At 66.5% G+C, this 14,956-nt stretch carries 18 protein-coding genes; 8 read left to right on the forward strand and 10 right to left on the reverse strand.

Annotated features, from left to right (window positions below; genetic code table 11):
• The first annotated feature begins 51 nt into the window (after positions 1-51).
• From Q0309_RS02915 to Q0309_RS02925, 3 genes are all read left to right on the forward strand, one after another.
• Positions 52-1,383, forward strand: a complete 1,332-nt coding sequence (locus tag Q0309_RS02915) for an aspartate aminotransferase family protein (protein WP_299437271.1) — start codon at positions 52-54, stop codon at positions 1,381-1,383.
• Positions 1,384-1,562: 179 nt separating this feature from the next.
• Positions 1,563-1,832 carry a DUF4160 domain-containing protein gene (locus Q0309_RS02920; protein ID WP_299437273.1) on the forward strand — a complete coding sequence of 90 codons (270 nt, stop codon included), beginning with the start codon at positions 1,563-1,565 and terminating at the stop codon, positions 1,830-1,832.
• An 8-nt stretch (positions 1,833-1,840) separates the two neighbouring features.
• Positions 1,841-2,116 carry a DUF2442 domain-containing protein gene (locus tag Q0309_RS02925; protein ID WP_299437275.1) on the forward strand — a complete coding sequence of 92 codons (276 nt, stop codon included), beginning with the start codon at positions 1,841-1,843 and terminating at the stop codon, positions 2,114-2,116.
• 149 nt (positions 2,117-2,265) lie between these two features.
• Here Q0309_RS02925 and Q0309_RS02930 read toward each other — a convergent pair whose 3' ends face one another.
• Positions 2,266-2,556, reverse strand: coding sequence for a hypothetical protein (locus Q0309_RS02930; protein ID WP_299437277.1), 291 nt, complete (start codon positions 2,554-2,556; stop codon positions 2,266-2,268).
• Positions 2,556-3,080 carry a hypothetical protein gene (locus tag Q0309_RS02935; RefSeq protein WP_299437279.1) on the reverse strand — a complete coding sequence of 175 codons (525 nt, stop codon included), beginning with the start codon at positions 3,078-3,080 and terminating at the stop codon, positions 2,556-2,558. The genes Q0309_RS02930 and Q0309_RS02935 overlap by 1 nt, the downstream gene beginning before the upstream one ends.
• A gap of 264 nt (positions 3,081-3,344) precedes the next feature.
• Between Q0309_RS02935 and Q0309_RS02940 the strand changes: the two genes are divergently transcribed.
• From Q0309_RS02940 to Q0309_RS02950, 3 genes are read left to right on the forward strand one after another with little or no spacing between them, the layout of a single operon-like run.
• Positions 3,345-3,740 (forward strand): DUF952 domain-containing protein, encoded by a 396-nt coding sequence (locus Q0309_RS02940; protein ID WP_299437281.1) that lies wholly within the window; start codon positions 3,345-3,347, stop codon positions 3,738-3,740.
• On the forward strand, positions 3,737-4,819 hold the full coding sequence (locus Q0309_RS02945) for a quinone-dependent dihydroorotate dehydrogenase (RefSeq protein ID WP_299437283.1): 1,083 nt from the start codon (positions 3,737-3,739) through the stop codon (positions 4,817-4,819). The genes Q0309_RS02940 and Q0309_RS02945 overlap by 4 nt, the downstream gene beginning before the upstream one ends.
• Complete coding sequence (locus Q0309_RS02950; protein WP_299437285.1) at positions 4,816-5,694, forward strand: TIGR01459 family HAD-type hydrolase; 879 nt, start codon at positions 4,816-4,818, stop codon at positions 5,692-5,694. Before Q0309_RS02945 ends, Q0309_RS02950 begins: the two co-directional genes overlap by 4 nt.
• Before the next feature lie 568 nt (positions 5,695-6,262).
• On the opposite strand, the gene Q0309_RS02955 is transcribed toward Q0309_RS02950, so the two are convergent.
• From Q0309_RS02955 to Q0309_RS02970, 4 genes are all read right to left on the reverse strand, one after another.
• The gene (locus Q0309_RS02955; protein ID WP_299437287.1) at positions 6,263-6,940 is read right to left on the reverse strand and encodes an NnrU family protein; all 678 of its coding nucleotides are present in this window, start codon (positions 6,938-6,940) and stop codon (positions 6,263-6,265) included.
• Positions 6,941-7,028: 88 nt separating this feature from the next.
• Positions 7,029-7,394 carry a hypothetical protein gene (locus Q0309_RS02960; RefSeq protein WP_299437289.1) on the reverse strand — a complete coding sequence of 122 codons (366 nt, stop codon included), beginning with the start codon at positions 7,392-7,394 and terminating at the stop codon, positions 7,029-7,031.
• Between the two features lie 106 nt (positions 7,395-7,500).
• The gene (locus Q0309_RS02965) at positions 7,501-7,995 is read right to left on the reverse strand and encodes a hypothetical protein (RefSeq protein ID WP_299437291.1); all 495 of its coding nucleotides are present in this window, start codon (positions 7,993-7,995) and stop codon (positions 7,501-7,503) included.
• 203 nt (positions 7,996-8,198) lie between these two features.
• Positions 8,199-9,185: a D-glycerate dehydrogenase gene (locus Q0309_RS02970; protein WP_299437294.1), complete on the reverse strand. Its 987-nt coding sequence runs from the start codon at positions 9,183-9,185 to the stop codon at positions 8,199-8,201.
• Positions 9,186-9,413: 228 nt separating this feature from the next.
• Here Q0309_RS02970 and Q0309_RS02975 point away from each other — a divergent pair, with 228 nt between their 5' ends.
• Positions 9,414-9,896, forward strand: a complete 483-nt coding sequence (locus Q0309_RS02975) for an LEA type 2 family protein (RefSeq protein WP_299437296.1) — start codon at positions 9,414-9,416, stop codon at positions 9,894-9,896.
• A 23-nt stretch (positions 9,897-9,919) separates the two neighbouring features.
• On the opposite strand, the gene Q0309_RS02980 is transcribed toward Q0309_RS02975, so the two are convergent.
• The 4 genes from Q0309_RS02980 to Q0309_RS02995 all read right to left on the reverse strand — a co-directional run bounded on the left by Q0309_RS02980 (position 9,920) and on the right by Q0309_RS02995 (position 11,693).
• Positions 9,920-10,291, reverse strand: coding sequence for a type II toxin-antitoxin system RelE/ParE family toxin (locus Q0309_RS02980; protein ID WP_299437298.1), 372 nt, complete (start codon positions 10,289-10,291; stop codon positions 9,920-9,922).
• On the reverse strand, positions 10,288-10,590 hold the full coding sequence (locus tag Q0309_RS02985; protein WP_299437300.1) for a type II toxin-antitoxin system ParD family antitoxin: 303 nt from the start codon (positions 10,588-10,590) through the stop codon (positions 10,288-10,290). Before Q0309_RS02985 ends, Q0309_RS02980 begins: the two co-directional genes overlap by 4 nt.
• A gap of 189 nt (positions 10,591-10,779) precedes the next feature.
• Positions 10,780-11,181 carry a hypothetical protein gene (locus Q0309_RS02990; RefSeq protein WP_299437302.1) on the reverse strand — a complete coding sequence of 134 codons (402 nt, stop codon included), beginning with the start codon at positions 11,179-11,181 and terminating at the stop codon, positions 10,780-10,782.
• Complete coding sequence (locus Q0309_RS02995; protein ID WP_299437304.1) at positions 11,181-11,693, reverse strand: hypothetical protein; 513 nt, start codon at positions 11,691-11,693, stop codon at positions 11,181-11,183. Before Q0309_RS02995 ends, Q0309_RS02990 begins: the two co-directional genes overlap by 1 nt.
• 318 nt (positions 11,694-12,011) lie before the next feature.
• Between Q0309_RS02995 and clpB the strand changes: the two genes are divergently transcribed.
• The gene (gene clpB, locus Q0309_RS03000; protein ID WP_299437306.1) at positions 12,012-14,615 is read left to right on the forward strand and encodes an ATP-dependent chaperone ClpB; all 2,604 of its coding nucleotides are present in this window, start codon (positions 12,012-12,014) and stop codon (positions 14,613-14,615) included.
• Positions 14,616-14,956: the final 341 nt, after the last annotated feature.

The following is a 14,956-nucleotide window of genomic DNA, read 5'->3' on the forward strand; positions in this document are numbered from 1 at the left end:
CCGGCCCTTCTCGGCGATCGCCGCCTATGATCCAGACCAGGAGCCTTCTTCATGCCGCTCGACGTCAATCCGCCGGTCGTCAACGACCTGTCCGCCTTGTGGATGCCGTTCACCGCCAACCGCCAGTTCAAGGGCGCGCCGCGCCTGCTGGTGGCGGCCGAGGGGATGCACTACACCAGCCACGACGGCCGCCAGATCCTGGACGGCACGGCCGGCCTGTGGTGCGTCAACGCCGGCCACGGCCGCCCCGAGATCGTCGAGGCCATCCGCGCCATGGCCGGCCATCTGGACTACGCCCCGCCGTTCCAGATGGGCCACCCGCTGGCCTTTGACTTCGCCAACAGGCTGGCGCGGATCATGCCCGACGGCCTCGATCATGTGTTCTTCACCAACTCGGGCTCCGAGGCGGTCGAAACGGCGCTGAAGATCGCCATCGCCTACCACGCCGTCCGGGGCGAGGGTGGGCGCACCCGCCTGATCGGGCGTGAGCGCGGCTATCACGGTGTGAACTTCGGCGGCATTTCGGTGGGCGGCATCGTCAACAACCGCCGCCTCTTCGGTGGCCTGCTGAGCGGCGTGGACCACCTGCCCCACACCCACCTGCCGGAGCGGAACGCCTTTTCGCGCGGCCAGCCGGAACACGGCGCCCACCTGGCCGACGATCTGGAGCGGCTGGTTGCCCTGCACGGGCCGGAGACCATCGCCGCCGTCATTGTCGAACCCATGGCCGGCTCGACCGGCGTGCTGATGCCACCAAAGGGATATCTGGAGCGCCTGCGCGAGATCACCGCCCGGCACGGCATCCTGCTCATCTTCGACGAGGTCATCACCGCCTTCGGCCGCCTGGGCAGCGCCACCGCCGCCGAGCACTTCGGCATCACGCCGGACATCCTCACCACCGCCAAGGGGCTCAACAACGCCGCCGTGCCCATGGGCGCCGCGTTCGTCCGCCGCGAAATCTACGACGCCTTCATGAGCGGCCCGGCGCACATGATCGAGCTGTTCCACGGCTATACCTACTCGGGCCACCCGCTGGCCTGCGCCGCCGGCATCGCCACTCAAGAGATCTACCAGCGCGAGGGCCTGCTGACCCGCGCCCGCGACCTGGAAGAGACCTGGGCCGACGCCGTGTTCGGGCTGAAGGGCCTGCCCCACGTCATTGATCTGCGCACCATGGGCCTGGTCGCCGGCATCGAGCTGGAGCCGCGCCCGGGCGACCCCGGCAAGCGCGCGTTCGAGGTGTTCCTGAAGTGCTATGAAAAGGGCGTGTTGATCCGCGTGACCGGGGACATCATTGCGCTTTCGCCGCCGCTGATCATTGAGCCCGGGCAGATCGACCAGCTTCTGACCACGGTCGGTGAGGCGATCAAGGAGGTGGGGTGATGAGGCCAATCGTTGATGTCCGCACGGATGGGGCCGCTTTGCACGTCGTCCTGGCGGACGGCCGCAAACTGGCCGCGGTTGGATGAAGATACTTCGATCGCCGGCTTTGTTCGGCTGTCGTGACGCGTCGCCTGTGCCCGCCTGGGCGATCTGGGGCGCGGTCGGAGAAGACAAACGCCATGCCCACGATCAGCATGTTCTATGGCATCATTATTCTCATGTTCTACCGAGATACGCGACAGCACCATCTGCCGCACATCCATGCGCGCTACCAGGGGGAAGAGGCGGCCCTTGCCATTGAGGACGGGACCGTTCTTGACGGAAGGCTGCCGCCGAAACAGCTCAAGCTTGTCCATGCGTGGATTGAGCTGCATAAGGAAGAACTCATGGTCAACTGGGACTTGGCCGTGAACGGTGAGGCTCCGTTCCGGATCGCGCCCTTGCAGTGAGGCCCCCGATGCCCGTCGACGTCATTGCCGTCCGGCCGCTGCCGGAGTATTGCCTGGAGTTGGACTATGCCAACGGAGAGCGCCGCCGGTTCGACATGCGCCCCTTGCTGGCCATGACTCCGTGGACGGCGATTGCGGCACCGGCGCTCTTCAAACGCGTGCGCGTGGAACACGGTACGGTCGCCTGGCCCGGCGAGATCGACGTGGCGCCGGAAACCCTGTACGCGGACTCTGTGCCGATGGCGTGGGCGGCACAGACGCAGCGGCGTCCCGGTTCTGTCTAGAGCAGATCGTGATCAATCTGAATCACCCCGTGCTTCAGTTTGATCACGATTTGCTCTAAATCAAATAGTTAGGGCGGATTCACGCGTCCCATTTGCCCAGCGGCGCGGGTCAAATGGGACGCGATCCGCCCTAGGGCCGTTGCAATGGATCACCGGCGTTTATTGTATCCCTTGTAAATGTCATGCGGACCGACATCCTCGACCACAAAATACCCGCCTTGGTCATCCCGCACGCGCCTCAAGATGAACCTGTTCTGTCCGCCCGCTTTCATCTCCCAGAGTTCTCCGTTGTGCCCTTCCATCGGCTTCAGGTTCAGAGCCGTGTCTGGCGGCGTTTCGGACAGTTTTTCCAAAAAGCGGTCAGCCCGGCGACGATCCTCCAGCCGAAGGTGCTTGGCGGCGCGCTTGTCGTATTTGTCGCCCTTGACCCACCGCGCCATCAGCCAAACGAACGCTCGTAGGCGTCCAGGTCCATCGGCTGCCCCTGGATGGGACCGACGGGGGCGCTTGGCTGGCAGCGGGCCCTCACGGCCATGAGCATCCATCGGGCGTCGCGACACACCTCGGCATTGTCCGCGTGAATGGCGGTCAGGTGGCGCCCGGCCTCGGCAATGACCGGCAGAACGGCCGGGTTTTCTTCCCGCGCCGCGCGCTCCGCGATCTCCAGTGCCCGTGCCAGTTCGTCCTGATCCTGAGCAAGGGCCACTTCCCACGTCATGACGCCGTCGATCAACGCGTCCAGACCATCGCATTCAACGGTCTCACCGGCGTTGCACCGGTCCAAAACCGATTGCGCCACTGTCTTGAAGTTCGTGGATGTGTCGCGGATCACCGTGGCGGTTTGATCGATGTGTTCCTTGAACAGCGCGCGAATGTCGTCCGCCTGCCGATGCTGGCGGGTGAAGGCTTCGAGATAGCCATAGTCCGCGACTGGCGCGGACGATTGTTCCAGAGCGTGAGCCATGGTCCGATTCAAGATGGCCTTTGACGCGGCGTCAAGCAACAATCCCCAGGGATGGGGCGGCTTGTTTGAGACGGAACCGGCCGCCCGTGGGGGGACGGCGCCATGGCCGGGCGCGCGTCTGATGGTGGAACCGTACCACCGGTTCCCTGACAATTGCCCTGCGGCGTCATGACGCTTTCGTTATGGTTCCCGGGGACCTGCGGTGCGTCGTAACGATCACCGGAAGGGTTTTGCCCCCGCCGGAAATGGGCTAATCTCGCCGCCATGATCACGACATCGCCCCAGACCCCGCCCCCGCGTCATCTCTACCGGCTGTGCCACGTCGACGACTGGCACGAGGCCGTCGCCGCCGGCGTCTTCGCCGGCACCGCCAACGACGCCCGCGACGGGTACATTCATCTCTCCACCGCCGACCAGGTGGAGGAGACGGCCCGCCTGCACTACGCCCGCGTTCGCCCCCTGATGCTGCTGGAGGTGGATCGCGCCCGCCTGGACGGCGAGCTGCGCTGGGAACCATCGCGCGGCGGCGCCACCTTTCCGCACCTGTATGGCCGCATTCCCCTGGAGGCGGTCCTGGCGGCCCTGCCCCTGCGCGAGGATCGCGAGGGGCACCTGATCTTCCCGCCTCTGTCCGACATGCCTGGAGACTTCGGTCCATGAAACCGGTCGAGTCCATGTTCCTCAGCCTTCTGCATGGCATGGACCCGGAAAAGGCTCACGACCTGAGCGTCCGCACCCTGGCGCGCGGGCTCGGCCCGGGCCTGCCACCGCCCGACGACCCCGCGCTGGCGGTCGAGCTGTGGGGCCGGCGCTTCAACAACCCGATCGGGCTGGCCGCCGGCTATGACAAGAACGCCCTGGTGCCCGATGCCTGCCTGCGCATGGGCTTCGGCTTCGTCGAGGTGGGCGGCATCACCCCGCTGCCACAGCCCGGCAACGAGCGCCCGCGCCTGTTCCGGCTGCCCGAGGACGGCGCCATCATCAACCGCATGGGCCTCAACAACGAGGGCATGATCGTCGCCTACGACCGGCTGTCGCGCCGGCCGCGCTGGCAGGACCGGGGGCTGGTGGCGGCCAACCTGGCCATGAACGCCGACACGCCCATCGAGCACGCCGCCGACGACTACGCCACCCTGGCCGCCGTGCTGGGGCCGCATTGCGACCTGCTGGTGCTCAACCTTTCTTCGCCCAACACCCAGGGCCTGCGCCGCCTGCAGGAGCCGGACCTGCTGCGCGGTGTCATCCGCCGGGTGCGCGCGGCCATGCCGACGCGGGTGACCACACCACTGCTGGCCAAGATCTCGCCCGACCTGACCGACGCCGAGATGGAGGCGATCGCCCGCATCGCCGTGGAGGCCGACAATCCGCTGGACGGCCTGGTCTGCGTCAACACCACCACCACCCGCCCCGACAGCCTGAAGAGCCCGGCGCGCGAGGCCCCCGGCGGCCTGTCCGGCGCGCCCCTGAAGGCGCGCGCGCTGGAGGTGCTGCACTTCATGGCGGCGCGCCTGTTCGGGCGCGTGCCCATCGTCTCGGTGGGCGGCATCGCCACCGCCCAGGACGTGCTGGAGCGCCTGCGCGCCGGGGCCAGCCTGGTGCAGCTCTATTCGGCGCTGTCCTACACCGGGCCGCGCCTGATCCCCACGCTCAAGGCCGACCTGCTGGCGCTGATGCGGGAGCAGGGCATCGCCTCGGTGTCCGACGCCATCGGCGCCGACCTGAGAGCCGCCGCCGCATGACGCCCATTCCTCTGCTGCCGGGCTTGAGCGGACTGTGCACCGACCGCGACGGTCTGATCCTTGACCTCTGGGGCGTTCTGCACGACGGCAACACCGCCTATCCCGGCGTGGCCGAGGCGCTGGCCCGCATCCAGGCGGCCGGGCTGGCCACGGTGCTGCTGACCAACGCGCCGCGCCTGTCGGGGCCGATCATCGAGACCATGGCCGGCATGGGCCTGCCGCGCGAGTTGTACGGCGACATTCTGTCGTCCGGGGACGCCGTCCATCAGGCGCTGCGGGACCGGACCGATCCGGCCTTCGCCGCGCTGGGCCGGCGTTGCTGGCACCTGGGGCCAGCGCGCGACCGCAGCATTTTCGAGGGCCTGGACCTGACGCCGGTGGAGACGCCGGACGAGGCCGACTTCGTGCTCAACACCGGGCCGTGGTCGTTCGACGAGACCGTGGCGGACTATGAAGAGCGTTTGGCCCGCTGCCGAACGCGCGATCTGCCCATGGTCTGCGCCAACCCCGACCACGAGGTCATCCGCGAGGGCCGCAAGGTGATCTGCGCCGGTGCCCTGGCGGCGCGGTATGCCGAAATGGGCGGGACCGTGATCGACCGGGGCAAGCCCGACCCGGCCGTCTACGAGCTGGCGTTGGAGCGTCTGGGGGTAAGCGACCGCCGCCGCGTGCTGGTGGTGGGCGACGGCCTGCACACCGACATCCGGGGCGCCGCCGCCGCCGCCATCGACGCGGTGTTCGTCACCGGCGGGCTGTACGCCGAGCCGCTGGGCCTCAGCCGCCATGGCGAGATGCCCGACCCGGACCGCGTCACGGCCCTGTGCGCGGCCGAGGGCGTGGCGCCGATCGCCGCCATCCCCGCGCTGGTGTGGTAGCGGTCCCGGGGGGCTATCAGGTTCTCACATCCGCGAAGGCGGCGCCTTCCGCCTGAACCGCCTCCCGACCTCCCCCCTTTGGCTATCCGATTCATACCGACCGACGATTGGATTGACTCGACCGGCTCAAAGTCACTCCGGCGCGCCGGTGATGCTGAGTCTTTGTGTTCTTTCGCCGCAGCCCCGGCCGCCCAAAGGGCGGCCAAACTTTGTCGGCGCCGCAAAACGGCGCCGTGGGCGCCGACCCCATCTTGGCAGAAGCTGGTATCGCGAAGCGATGCCAGGGGCGCGCCGGCCGTCCGACGAATGAAGTCGGTTCATTCGTCGGACGGCATCACACATCTTCACTTATGCTCGTCATTGCGAGAAGCGCAGCGACGAAACAATACAGGGCGAACATCGGTGTTCTTTGCTCTGGATTGCTTCACCCTCGTCTTGCGACGAGGGTTCGCAATGACGAGGCGCGTCGTCGCGTGAGCGAAGTGCCGCCGCTTCGGCGGAAAGAAGTGTGAAGACGATCGCCTTTTTGCGTGGGGCGTGACGGCCGATGCTCCGGGCGGCGCGACACTCACCAGAACGCCGGCCACAAGGGCAGCGGCGAGACGCCGATCCACGCCGTGTGCGCCCAGAAGAGAAACAGCGCATACAGGCCGAGGCCCAGGGCGGTCCCGGCCACCGTCGGCCACGCCGCCAGCCCCGCGCCCCGTCCGGCGCGGCGGGCGGCATCCAGCCACGCCCACGTGGCCTTGCCCATCGTCCGTTTGCGCTTGGCGTCGACCAGCCCCATGCCGCCGAACGAAAAGGCGGTGAACACGCCGAACAGGATCACCAGAACGGCCGAGCCATTCGCCGGCATGTGCGACAGGCTCCACAGGCCGAAGCCCCACAGGACAGGGTGCCGGGCCAAGCCGGCCACGCCGGGCCGCGCCGGATCGAACGGCGCGCGGGACAGACTGACCGACAGCGGGTTGGGGGTCAGCAACCCGGCGCACAGCAGCACGAACGCCCCCGGCATCACCACCGCCGGGATGGCGTAGACCCACGCCGGCGCCGTCCACACATGCACGTAGGGCGCCCGCAATGCCTCGACGATCAGCCACACCAGCAGGACCGTCGAGCCCCCTGCATAGACCGCCAGATAGCCCCGCTCCCCCAGACGCGCCACCAGGGCGCGCCGCACGGGGGGCATGGAGGGAACCATGTGGGCGGCGAGGAAGACGGTGAGAGCCAGTAAGAATGCCGTCATGACGGATCGTTGGACAAAAGCTCCGGTGCGGCGCCGCCTTCGAAGCGGCATCCCGAGCAGCAGACCCCAGGTCGTCGACGCTGTCGACCTATTGTTCCGCAGCGTCGATCGTCGTTATCGTCCAGGACGCGTTGTCTTGACGCGCGAACGTGGCATCGACCGCCAATCCTTCGATGGGATACTGGAACCGCAGCCGGGCGGTCGACTCATCCATCTCTACGGAGTCGAGGACGAGCACCGCCTTGTCCTGGCTCGAGTCGACATCGGCGGCCGTCGCGCCCTCGTGAACGACAGCCGGCGTGCCAAAAAGCGTTAGGGAGCCAACCGCGCTCGGCGTTGTGTTGAGAACGGTCACGGGCAGGCGTTCCGGCCGGCTGTCAACGTGAAAATACGGCCGCACGGTCTCGTGCATCACCGCCTGCGTGAGGAAGTCCTGGAGCAGTGCCTCGGTCATGTCGGCCTCCGTGGCCCAAGTCGTGCGTGCGCAGGAAAGCGCCATTGCGGCCGCGACAGTCACGCTGATGAGGTCGACCCGCCGTATTCTGGCGGAACCGCGACGGTCACGGTTTGCAGGTGGGTGTGCCACACCCCCGCTTTTCAACATTCGGCGCGCGTGTCTTTGTCCTGGCGGGTCGGCCAATGTCGCGGCCGTAGGCGGCTCGTTCGAAAGCCTTTCCCTCTTCGCCGGGCTGATCCTTACCATCCTTCCAGTCCCCCCAATGCACAAGTTCGTGAAGGACCGTGGATTCGACCAGAAGCTGCCAAGCCGCATCATTGGCATTGCTTTCGAAAATGACCGCCACTTCTTTGGCAAGGGCAATCGAATTCGGGTCTTTTCCACCGTTGAACTCGCCATTCGCCTCCGGCATTTCTTTGATCCTCAAATGAGGAAGTTTGCCGTTCGTCAAAGCGTTTCGGGCCTGTTGGTCGGTTAGTTCACTATACCGCAAAAATGCTTTCCACGTCTTCTGGTTCGACGTTGCTCGATGCGACAACTGCGTTTCAACGAACTTTTTCAGTTTCGGGTAGGCAGGGGTCAAGGTATTCAGGATCATCCCAGCCTCCATTCAGCCTCACGTATGAATTTGACAACAGAGAGGCATCCGCGGCCGGGACCCCGGTTACCAGACCAGGATCAGACCGTTGCTGGACCCCACCGTTGGACAAAGAGTCACCACAAGGTATGCGCACTCCTTACGGAGTACAATCGGCCGCACGAACCATCAGGAACGGGAGCGCCTCGAACCCGCCCCTCCCCTCACATCAGATTCGGCAGCACGCGGTCCGGCGGGCGGTGGCCGTCTGTGAAGGTCTTGATGTTGATGACGACCTTTTCGCCCATATCGATGCGCCCTTCGATGGTGGCCGAGCCCATGTGCGGGATGGCCACCACGTTGTCCATGGCCAGCAGCTTCGGGTTGACGGACGGGGCGTGTTCGAACACGTCCAGGCCGGCACCGGCCAGTTCCCCGGCCGACAGCATCCGCACCAGGGCGGCTTCGTCGATCACCTCGCCGCGCGCCGTGTTGACCACGTAGGCGTGCGGCTGCAACAGCTTCAGACGCCGCGCCGACAGCAGGTGATAGGTGGCCGGCGTGTGCGGGCAGTGCACCGAGATCACGTCCATGCGGGCCAGCATCTGGTCCAGGCTGTCCCAGTAGGTGGCTTCCAGCTCGGACTCGATGTCCGGATGCAGCGGCCGGCGGTTATGATAGTGCACGGCCATGCCGAATCCGCGCGCGCGTCGCGCCACAGCCTGGCCGATGCGGCCCATGCCGACGATGCCCAGGCGCTTGCCCCAGATGCGGTGGCCCAGCATGTGGGTGGGCGACCAGCCGCTCCAGTTGCCGGAGTGCAGCAGGCGTTCGCCTTCCACCAGCCGGCGCGGCACGGCCAGGATCAGCGCCATGGTCATGTCGGCGGTGTCCTCGGTCAGCACGTCCGGGGTGTTGGTGACCGTCAGGCCGCGCTGGTGCGCCGTGGCCACGTCGATGTGGTCGACGCCGGTGCCGTAGTTGGCGATCAGGCGCAGATTCGGACCAGCCTGGGCCAGCACGGCGGCGTCGAGATGATCGGTGACGGTCGGCACCAGCACATCGGCCTCGGCCATGGCCGCGACCAGGTCCTCGCGACTGAAGGGACGGTCTTCCAGGTTCAGCTTGACGCGGAACAGCTCGGCCATGCGCGTTTCGATCGCCTCGGGCAGCTTGCGCGTGACGACGACGAGGGGCTTGGACGTCGGCATCCGGCCTTTCCTCTCCATTTCGGTGGGGTTGGGGGGCGCTCGGACGGCCCGGCCGGCGGCTGGACCCTGTGTCATGTGTAGCCGTTCCGCGGGGCGCCTGTCCAGAAAGCAGAATGCCGCGCGCCGGCCCGGCGAGGTGGCGGCGCCCCGTGGTGGCCACCATCTCACTTTGGTCACGATGTGCCGGTGGACTGAGGCTCGGGTCTTGGTTCTGTACTGGAGTCCGCCATGTTGTCCCGCCGCGCCGCCCTCGCCCTTGTGGCCGCCGCCCCGCTCGTCGCCTGCGCCACCCCGCCCGGCCGCCTGGAGCCGCCGGACGTCGGTCTGCGCGACATGCGGTTCGTCCAGGCCGGGCTGTTGCAGCAGGAGGTCGAACTGATCCTGTCCGTGGCCAACCCCAACACGCGCGCCATGGACCTGAACGGCCTGCGCGTGGCGCTGGACCTGAACGGCCGCCCCCTGGCCCAGGGGTACGCCGACGCGTCCCTGACCGTGCCGCGCCTGTCGACCATCACCGTGCCGGTGCGGACCACCGTCGGCTCGCTGGACTTGGTGCAGCGTTTCATGGACCTCGGGCAGCAGCGGTCGCTGGACTACGTCCTGCGCGGCGCGGCCTTCGTCGACGGCGCCGACCCCGACGGGCTGCCGTTCGAGAGCCGGGGGTCGCTCAGCCCGATGGCCGGGGGCGGCGCGTCGGCGTCGCCACGGTGAGGGACGGGCGGGAGACCCGCCGTTCAAACCGGAGAGCCGTCCTCTGTGTCAGGCACATGACGCGGCAGATCCATGGCGTCGTGCAGGATGCGCAAGATGTCGAGCGTCGGGTGGTCGGTGTTCGGCGCGACGCGAAAGACGATGAGATGACGGCCCTTGCGTCCCTGTCGGGCGACGTGAAGGGTCATGAGGCCACCGGATACGCCATCCAGCCGCCTGATCCCGGGCACGGTCGGCCCCCCTTGCAACGCCTCCAGAGCGGATTCAATCGTTTGCCTATAGGCTGTCGCCTGTGCCTTCCCAAACTGGCGCAGGGTCCAGTACAGGATGTCGGCAAAGTCTTTGTCCGCCTTTTTGGTCGGGCGCACGATCCATCGACCCTCGCGACCAGTCATCGGACCGGACCGTCCGCTTCCGCCGCCGCGAAGGCTTGTTCGGCAATGGCGTCAAAATGGTCCGCCAGCGCCTCCGCGCTGTCCAGGACCGTGTACCGCCCCGCCTCGATGTCCCGGATCCCCACGGCGACCGCCTCGCGCAGCGCCTCCAGGCGCGCGGCCTCCTCGGCGTCGCGGGTCTCGATCAGGCGCAGGCCGTCGCGCAGCACCTCGCTGGCGTTCTGGTAGCGGCCGGAGGCGACGAGGCGCTCGATCATCGCCGCCTGATGATCGGTGAGGACGACGTTGCGGGTAGGCATGGTGGGGGCTCCTCGGCGGGCATTTGCGTTCATGGCAGAATATGCCATCGGCCGACGCGGCGACAATCCCCCAACTTGCGCGCCTGTCTGCCCTCTTCCTATGTCGACTCGCACGACAGGGCCAGCGACCCACCCCCAAAACGGGGCGTCTCAATCGCCACCCTCATCCACATCCCGGCACAAGCGCCTTCAAATGGGCTTCACCTGATCGCCGGGTTGGGGGTCTTCGAAAGGCATATCCTCGTCATGATCCGGCTCTTCTATTTCCTCAGTTGACGCATTCCGGCCGAATGCAAGAGCAGACGCAAGGCCAGTTACTAATTTTCTCCTTGCACCAAGTACCCGAATTTTTTCAATGCTTCGAATTGTTGCCATCCGGGGCTGAACATGAACTACTTCGCCACGCCCTCGAACCAGTTCAAGGCGCCCAAGTGTTTCTTTCGTTTCAGGATCCACAACCTCGTCCCCGATTCCGTACACCAGGAAGCGCTGGCCTTCCTTGATACCGTCCTCGGCGCCGCGATTGATGACGACCTTGTAGTCATCGACAACGCGAGCCACCCGCAAGGGCCGTGTCTTGACCTCGACCATCACGCCATTCTCCCGATCTGATACCCCGGCTTGGCGAAAGTACACCTCAATGCGTCAGGACTTCTCTCGATTATGGATTTCCATTTGTCATCCGTCCCATCCTCGGCAGTCAGGACCACAATCTGCACGAGTTTTTCTTTCGTAATCGTCTCAACGTAACCCTGGCCGATCAGGATCTCGCACTTGTTTTCCAGATAGTATATCGAGACCAGCGTTCCAACGCCCAGCACCTCGGATCGGCGGAAGAGCAGTAGCGTTTTCTCCCCGATTGTGTGGCATCCGATCGCCATCGGAACGACCGCACACCCCTCCTTGATGAGCCAGCGCATCGCATCCAGAAGCGTGACACATACAATAAGCAACACCCCAATTGAAACGAAAAGATAGAACGCAGGAACCTGCGTTGAGAATGGAACCAAATAGGCGAACACAGCAAAGGCGACGCTGAAAATGCCTATGAATCCCAGGAACACCTGAAAACTGCTTCTCAAGCTCCTGAGAAATAGCTCCATCACACCATCACCCTACCAAAAAACTCATGTCAAGAGGGGCGCCACGGTAACGCCAAGTGCCCGCGCATCTCAACAAAATCGGGATCAACCGATGTGACAGCAATCCATGCGATGCCAGCATAAGCCTTCTCGTGGGGCCGCGCCACGCCAACTTGCGCCCCCTCTCCCGCCCTCCCTATATCGACCGGAGCGAGAGCCGGGTTTCACGACGACCCGCCACCACGTGGCGCCCGCCTGGACCAGGGGGCGCCGATCGGGGGGACGCGCGGCCGCCGTTCCGGGGCCGGTGTCCCTGCCACAGGAAAGAGGACACCCGTCATGGACATCGAAAAACTCACGGACCGTGCCAAGGGCTTCATCCAGGCCGCGCAAACCATTGCCCTCAGGGAGCACCACCAGCAGGTGACACCCGAACACCTGCTCAAGGCCCTGCTCGACGACCCGGAGGGCCTGGCCGCCAGCCTGATCACGGCTGCCGGCGGCGACGCCGAGAAGGCCCGCTCCGGCATCGACATGGAGGTCGGCAAGCTGCCCCGCGTCGAGGGCGCCTCGTCCATGTACTGGGCGCAGCAGACCACGCGGCTGCTCGATCAGGCGCAACAGATCGGCCAGAAGGCCGGCGACAGCTATGTGACCGTCGAGCGCATCCTGCTCGCGCTCGCCCTGGCCAAGGGCTCGCCGGCCGCCAAGGTGCTGGCCGAGGCCGGGGTGACGCCGCAGGGCCTGAACGCCGCCGTGGAGCGCCTGCGCAAGGGCCGCACCGCCGATTCCGCCGGGGCAGAGAACCAATACGACGCGCTGAAAAAATACGCCCGCGACCTGACCGCCGCCGCGCGCGAGGGCAAGCTCGACCCGGTGATCGGCCGCGATGAGGAAATCCGCCGCACGGTCCAGGTGCTGTCGCGGCGCACCAAGAACAACCCCGTCCTGATCGGCGAGCCGGGCGTCGGCAAAACCGCCATCGTCGAGGGCCTGGCCCTGCGCATGATCAACGGTGACGTGCCCGAATCCCTGCGCGACAAGAAGCTGATGGTGCTCGACCTGGGCGCCATGGTGGCCGGGGCCAAGTACCGGGGCGAGTTCGAGGAACGCCTGAAGGCCGTGCTGTCGGAAATCGCCTCCAGCGACGGCGAGTATGTTCTGTTCATCGACGAGATGCATACCCTGGTCGGCGCCGGCAAGGCGGAAGGCTCCATGGATGCCTCCAACCTGCTCAAGCCGGCCCTGGCGCGCGGCGAACTGCACTGCATCGGCGCCACCACGCTGGACGAGTACCGCAAGCACGTCGAGAAGGACGCGGCGCTGGCGCGGCGGTTCCAGCCGGTGTTCGTCTCGCAGCCGACGGTGGAGGACAGCATCTCCATCCTGCGCGGCATCAAGGAGAAGTACGAACTGCACCACGGCGTGCGCATCGCCGACGCCGCGTTGGTGGCGGCGGCGACGCTGTCCAACCGCTACATCACCGACCGGTTCCTGCCGGACAAGGCCATCGATCTGGTGGACGAGGCGGCCGCCCGCCTGCGGATGCAGGTGGACAGCAAACCGGAGGCGCTGGAGGACCTCGACCGTCGGGTGATCCAGCTCAAGATCGAACGCGAGGCGCTGAAGAAGGAGAACGACCCGGCCTCCCGCGAACGCCTGGGCAAGCTGGAGGACGAACTCGGCGACCTGGAGGCCAAGGCGGCGGTGATGGCCGCCGACTGGGAGCGGCAGAAGGGTGCCCTGGCCGGCGCCACGGCGCTGAAGGAACAGCTCGACCGGGCGCGCGGCGAACTGGACATCGCGCGGCGCGAGGCCAACTGGGCGCGCGCGGGCGAGTTGGAGTACGGGGTGATCCCCGGCCTGCTCAAACAGCTTGAGACGGCGGAAACGTCCCAGGGCGACGCCATGCTCAACGAGGTGGTCACCGAGGAGACGGTGGCCAGCGTGGTCTCGCGCTGGACCGGCATCCCGGTCGACAAGATGCTGACCGGCGAGCGCGACAAGCTGCTGGCGATGGAAACGGCCCTGGCCGCGCGCGTGGTCGGGCAGGCGGAGGCGGTCTCGGCCGTCTCCAACGCCGTGCGCCGGGCGCGCGCCGGGCTGGGCGACCCGAACCGGCCGATCGGCTCGTTCCTGTTCCTGGGGCCGACCGGCGTCGGCAAGACCGAACTGACCAAGGCCCTGGCCGCCTTCCTGTTCGACGACGAGACGGCGCTGATCCGCGTCGACATGTCGGAGTACATGGAAAAGCACGCCGTGGCCCGCCTGATCGGGGCGCCGCCTGGGTACGTGGGTTATGACGAGGGCGGCGCACTGACCGAGGCCGTGCGGCGCCGGCCCTATCAGGTGGTGCTGTTCGACGAGGTCGAGAAGGCCCACCCGGACGTGTTCAACGTGCTGCTGCAGGTGCTGGACGACGGCCGCCTGACCGACGGTCAAGGCCGCGTGGTGGACTTCAAGAACACCCTGATCGTCATGACCTCCAACCTGGGCGCCGACATCCTGGCGGCGCAGGCGGAGGGCGAGGACTCGTCGGCCGTGCGCGGACTGGTGATGGAGGAGGTGCGCGCCGCCTTCCGGCCGGAGTTCCTCAACCGGCTGGACGAAATCCTGCTGTTCCACCGCCTGTTCAAGGAGCACATGGCCGGCATCGTCGACATCCAGGTCGCCCGCCTGGCACAGCGGCTGGAGGATCGGGGGATCGCCCTGGAGATGGACAAGGCCGCGCGGGCGTGGTTGGCCGAGCGGGGGTATGACCCGGTGTACGGCGCCCGGCCGCTAAAGCGCGTCATCCAGCGCCACCTGGAAAACCCGCTGGCCATGATGGTGCTGGAGGGCCGGCTCGGCGATGGGGGCGACAGCGACACCGCCCGTGTCTCCGCCGGCGAGGACGGCCTGATCGTCAACGGCGCGGCGCTGGAGCAGCCGGCAGCGGCGTGACGGGGCCGCGGGAACAATTGTCGCCCTGAGGCCGGCGACCATAATGAGGATGGGGAGAGAGGGGCAAGGCCGGCCGGCGCCTGAACGCATTGGGCGCGCCAGCCGGCCGGCACGCCCGTGGAATGGCATGACAATGTCAGTCTGAAGCACCGGCGCGCCGAAGTGACCCAGAGCCGGACGCTGACACGCCGGGTTGCCCAAATCCTTTACACGTGCTTGCCTGGGAAAAAGCACGCTGGCGTTTGCGCCGTTTTCGGGGTAACATAAGGATCAGTGGTGAGCGTTGGGTGCATCCTGCCCGCTGCTTTTGTCTCATATCGGAATTGGATAACTGGAAATTA

It is taken from the genome of uncultured Rhodospira sp., from assembly GCF_937138205.1.
Classification (GTDB): domain Bacteria; phylum Pseudomonadota; class Alphaproteobacteria; order Rhodospirillales; family Rhodospirillaceae; genus Rhodospira.

What these genes read in the sequence shown, in the direction of transcription:
- Q0309_RS02965 (WP_299437291.1), bottom strand. Translation starts at nt 7,995, where the DNA reads ATGATCCTGAATACCTTGACCCCTGCCTACCCGAAACTGAAAAAGTTC.
- Q0309_RS02955 (WP_299437287.1), bottom strand. Translation starts at nt 6,940, where the DNA reads ATGACGGCATTCTTACTGGCTCTCACCGTCTTCCTCGCCGCCCACATG.
- Q0309_RS02980 (WP_299437298.1), bottom strand. Translation starts at nt 10,291, where the DNA reads ATGACTGGTCGCGAGGGTCGATGGATCGTGCGCCCGACCAAAAAGGCG.
- Q0309_RS02920 (WP_299437273.1), top strand. Translation starts at nt 1,563, where the DNA reads ATGCCCACGATCAGCATGTTCTATGGCATCATTATTCTCATGTTCTAC.
- Q0309_RS02925 (WP_299437275.1), top strand. Translation starts at nt 1,841, where the DNA reads ATGCCCGTCGACGTCATTGCCGTCCGGCCGCTGCCGGAGTATTGCCTG.
- Q0309_RS02930 (WP_299437277.1), bottom strand. Translation starts at nt 2,556, where the DNA reads ATGGCGCGGTGGGTCAAGGGCGACAAATACGACAAGCGCGCCGCCAAG.
- Q0309_RS02990 (WP_299437302.1), bottom strand. Translation starts at nt 11,181, where the DNA reads ATGGTCGAGGTCAAGACACGGCCCTTGCGGGTGGCTCGCGTTGTCGAT.
- Q0309_RS02950 (WP_299437285.1), top strand. Translation starts at nt 4,816, where the DNA reads ATGACGCCCATTCCTCTGCTGCCGGGCTTGAGCGGACTGTGCACCGAC.
- Q0309_RS02935 (WP_299437279.1), bottom strand. Translation starts at nt 3,080, where the DNA reads ATGGCTCACGCTCTGGAACAATCGTCCGCGCCAGTCGCGGACTATGGC.
- clpB (WP_299437306.1), top strand. Translation starts at nt 12,012, where the DNA reads ATGGACATCGAAAAACTCACGGACCGTGCCAAGGGCTTCATCCAGGCC.
- Q0309_RS02970 (WP_299437294.1), bottom strand. Translation starts at nt 9,185, where the DNA reads ATGCCGACGTCCAAGCCCCTCGTCGTCGTCACGCGCAAGCTGCCCGAG.
- Q0309_RS02960 (WP_299437289.1), bottom strand. Translation starts at nt 7,394, where the DNA reads ATGACCGAGGCACTGCTCCAGGACTTCCTCACGCAGGCGGTGATGCAC.
- Q0309_RS02995 (WP_299437304.1), bottom strand. Translation starts at nt 11,693, where the DNA reads ATGGAGCTATTTCTCAGGAGCTTGAGAAGCAGTTTTCAGGTGTTCCTG.
- Q0309_RS02945 (WP_299437283.1), top strand. Translation starts at nt 3,737, where the DNA reads ATGAAACCGGTCGAGTCCATGTTCCTCAGCCTTCTGCATGGCATGGAC.
- Q0309_RS02985 (WP_299437300.1), bottom strand. Translation starts at nt 10,590, where the DNA reads ATGCCTACCCGCAACGTCGTCCTCACCGATCATCAGGCGGCGATGATC.
- Q0309_RS02940 (WP_299437281.1), top strand. Translation starts at nt 3,345, where the DNA reads ATGATCACGACATCGCCCCAGACCCCGCCCCCGCGTCATCTCTACCGG.
- Q0309_RS02915 (WP_299437271.1), top strand. Translation starts at nt 52, where the DNA reads ATGCCGCTCGACGTCAATCCGCCGGTCGTCAACGACCTGTCCGCCTTG.
- Q0309_RS02975 (WP_299437296.1), top strand. Translation starts at nt 9,414, where the DNA reads ATGTTGTCCCGCCGCGCCGCCCTCGCCCTTGTGGCCGCCGCCCCGCTC.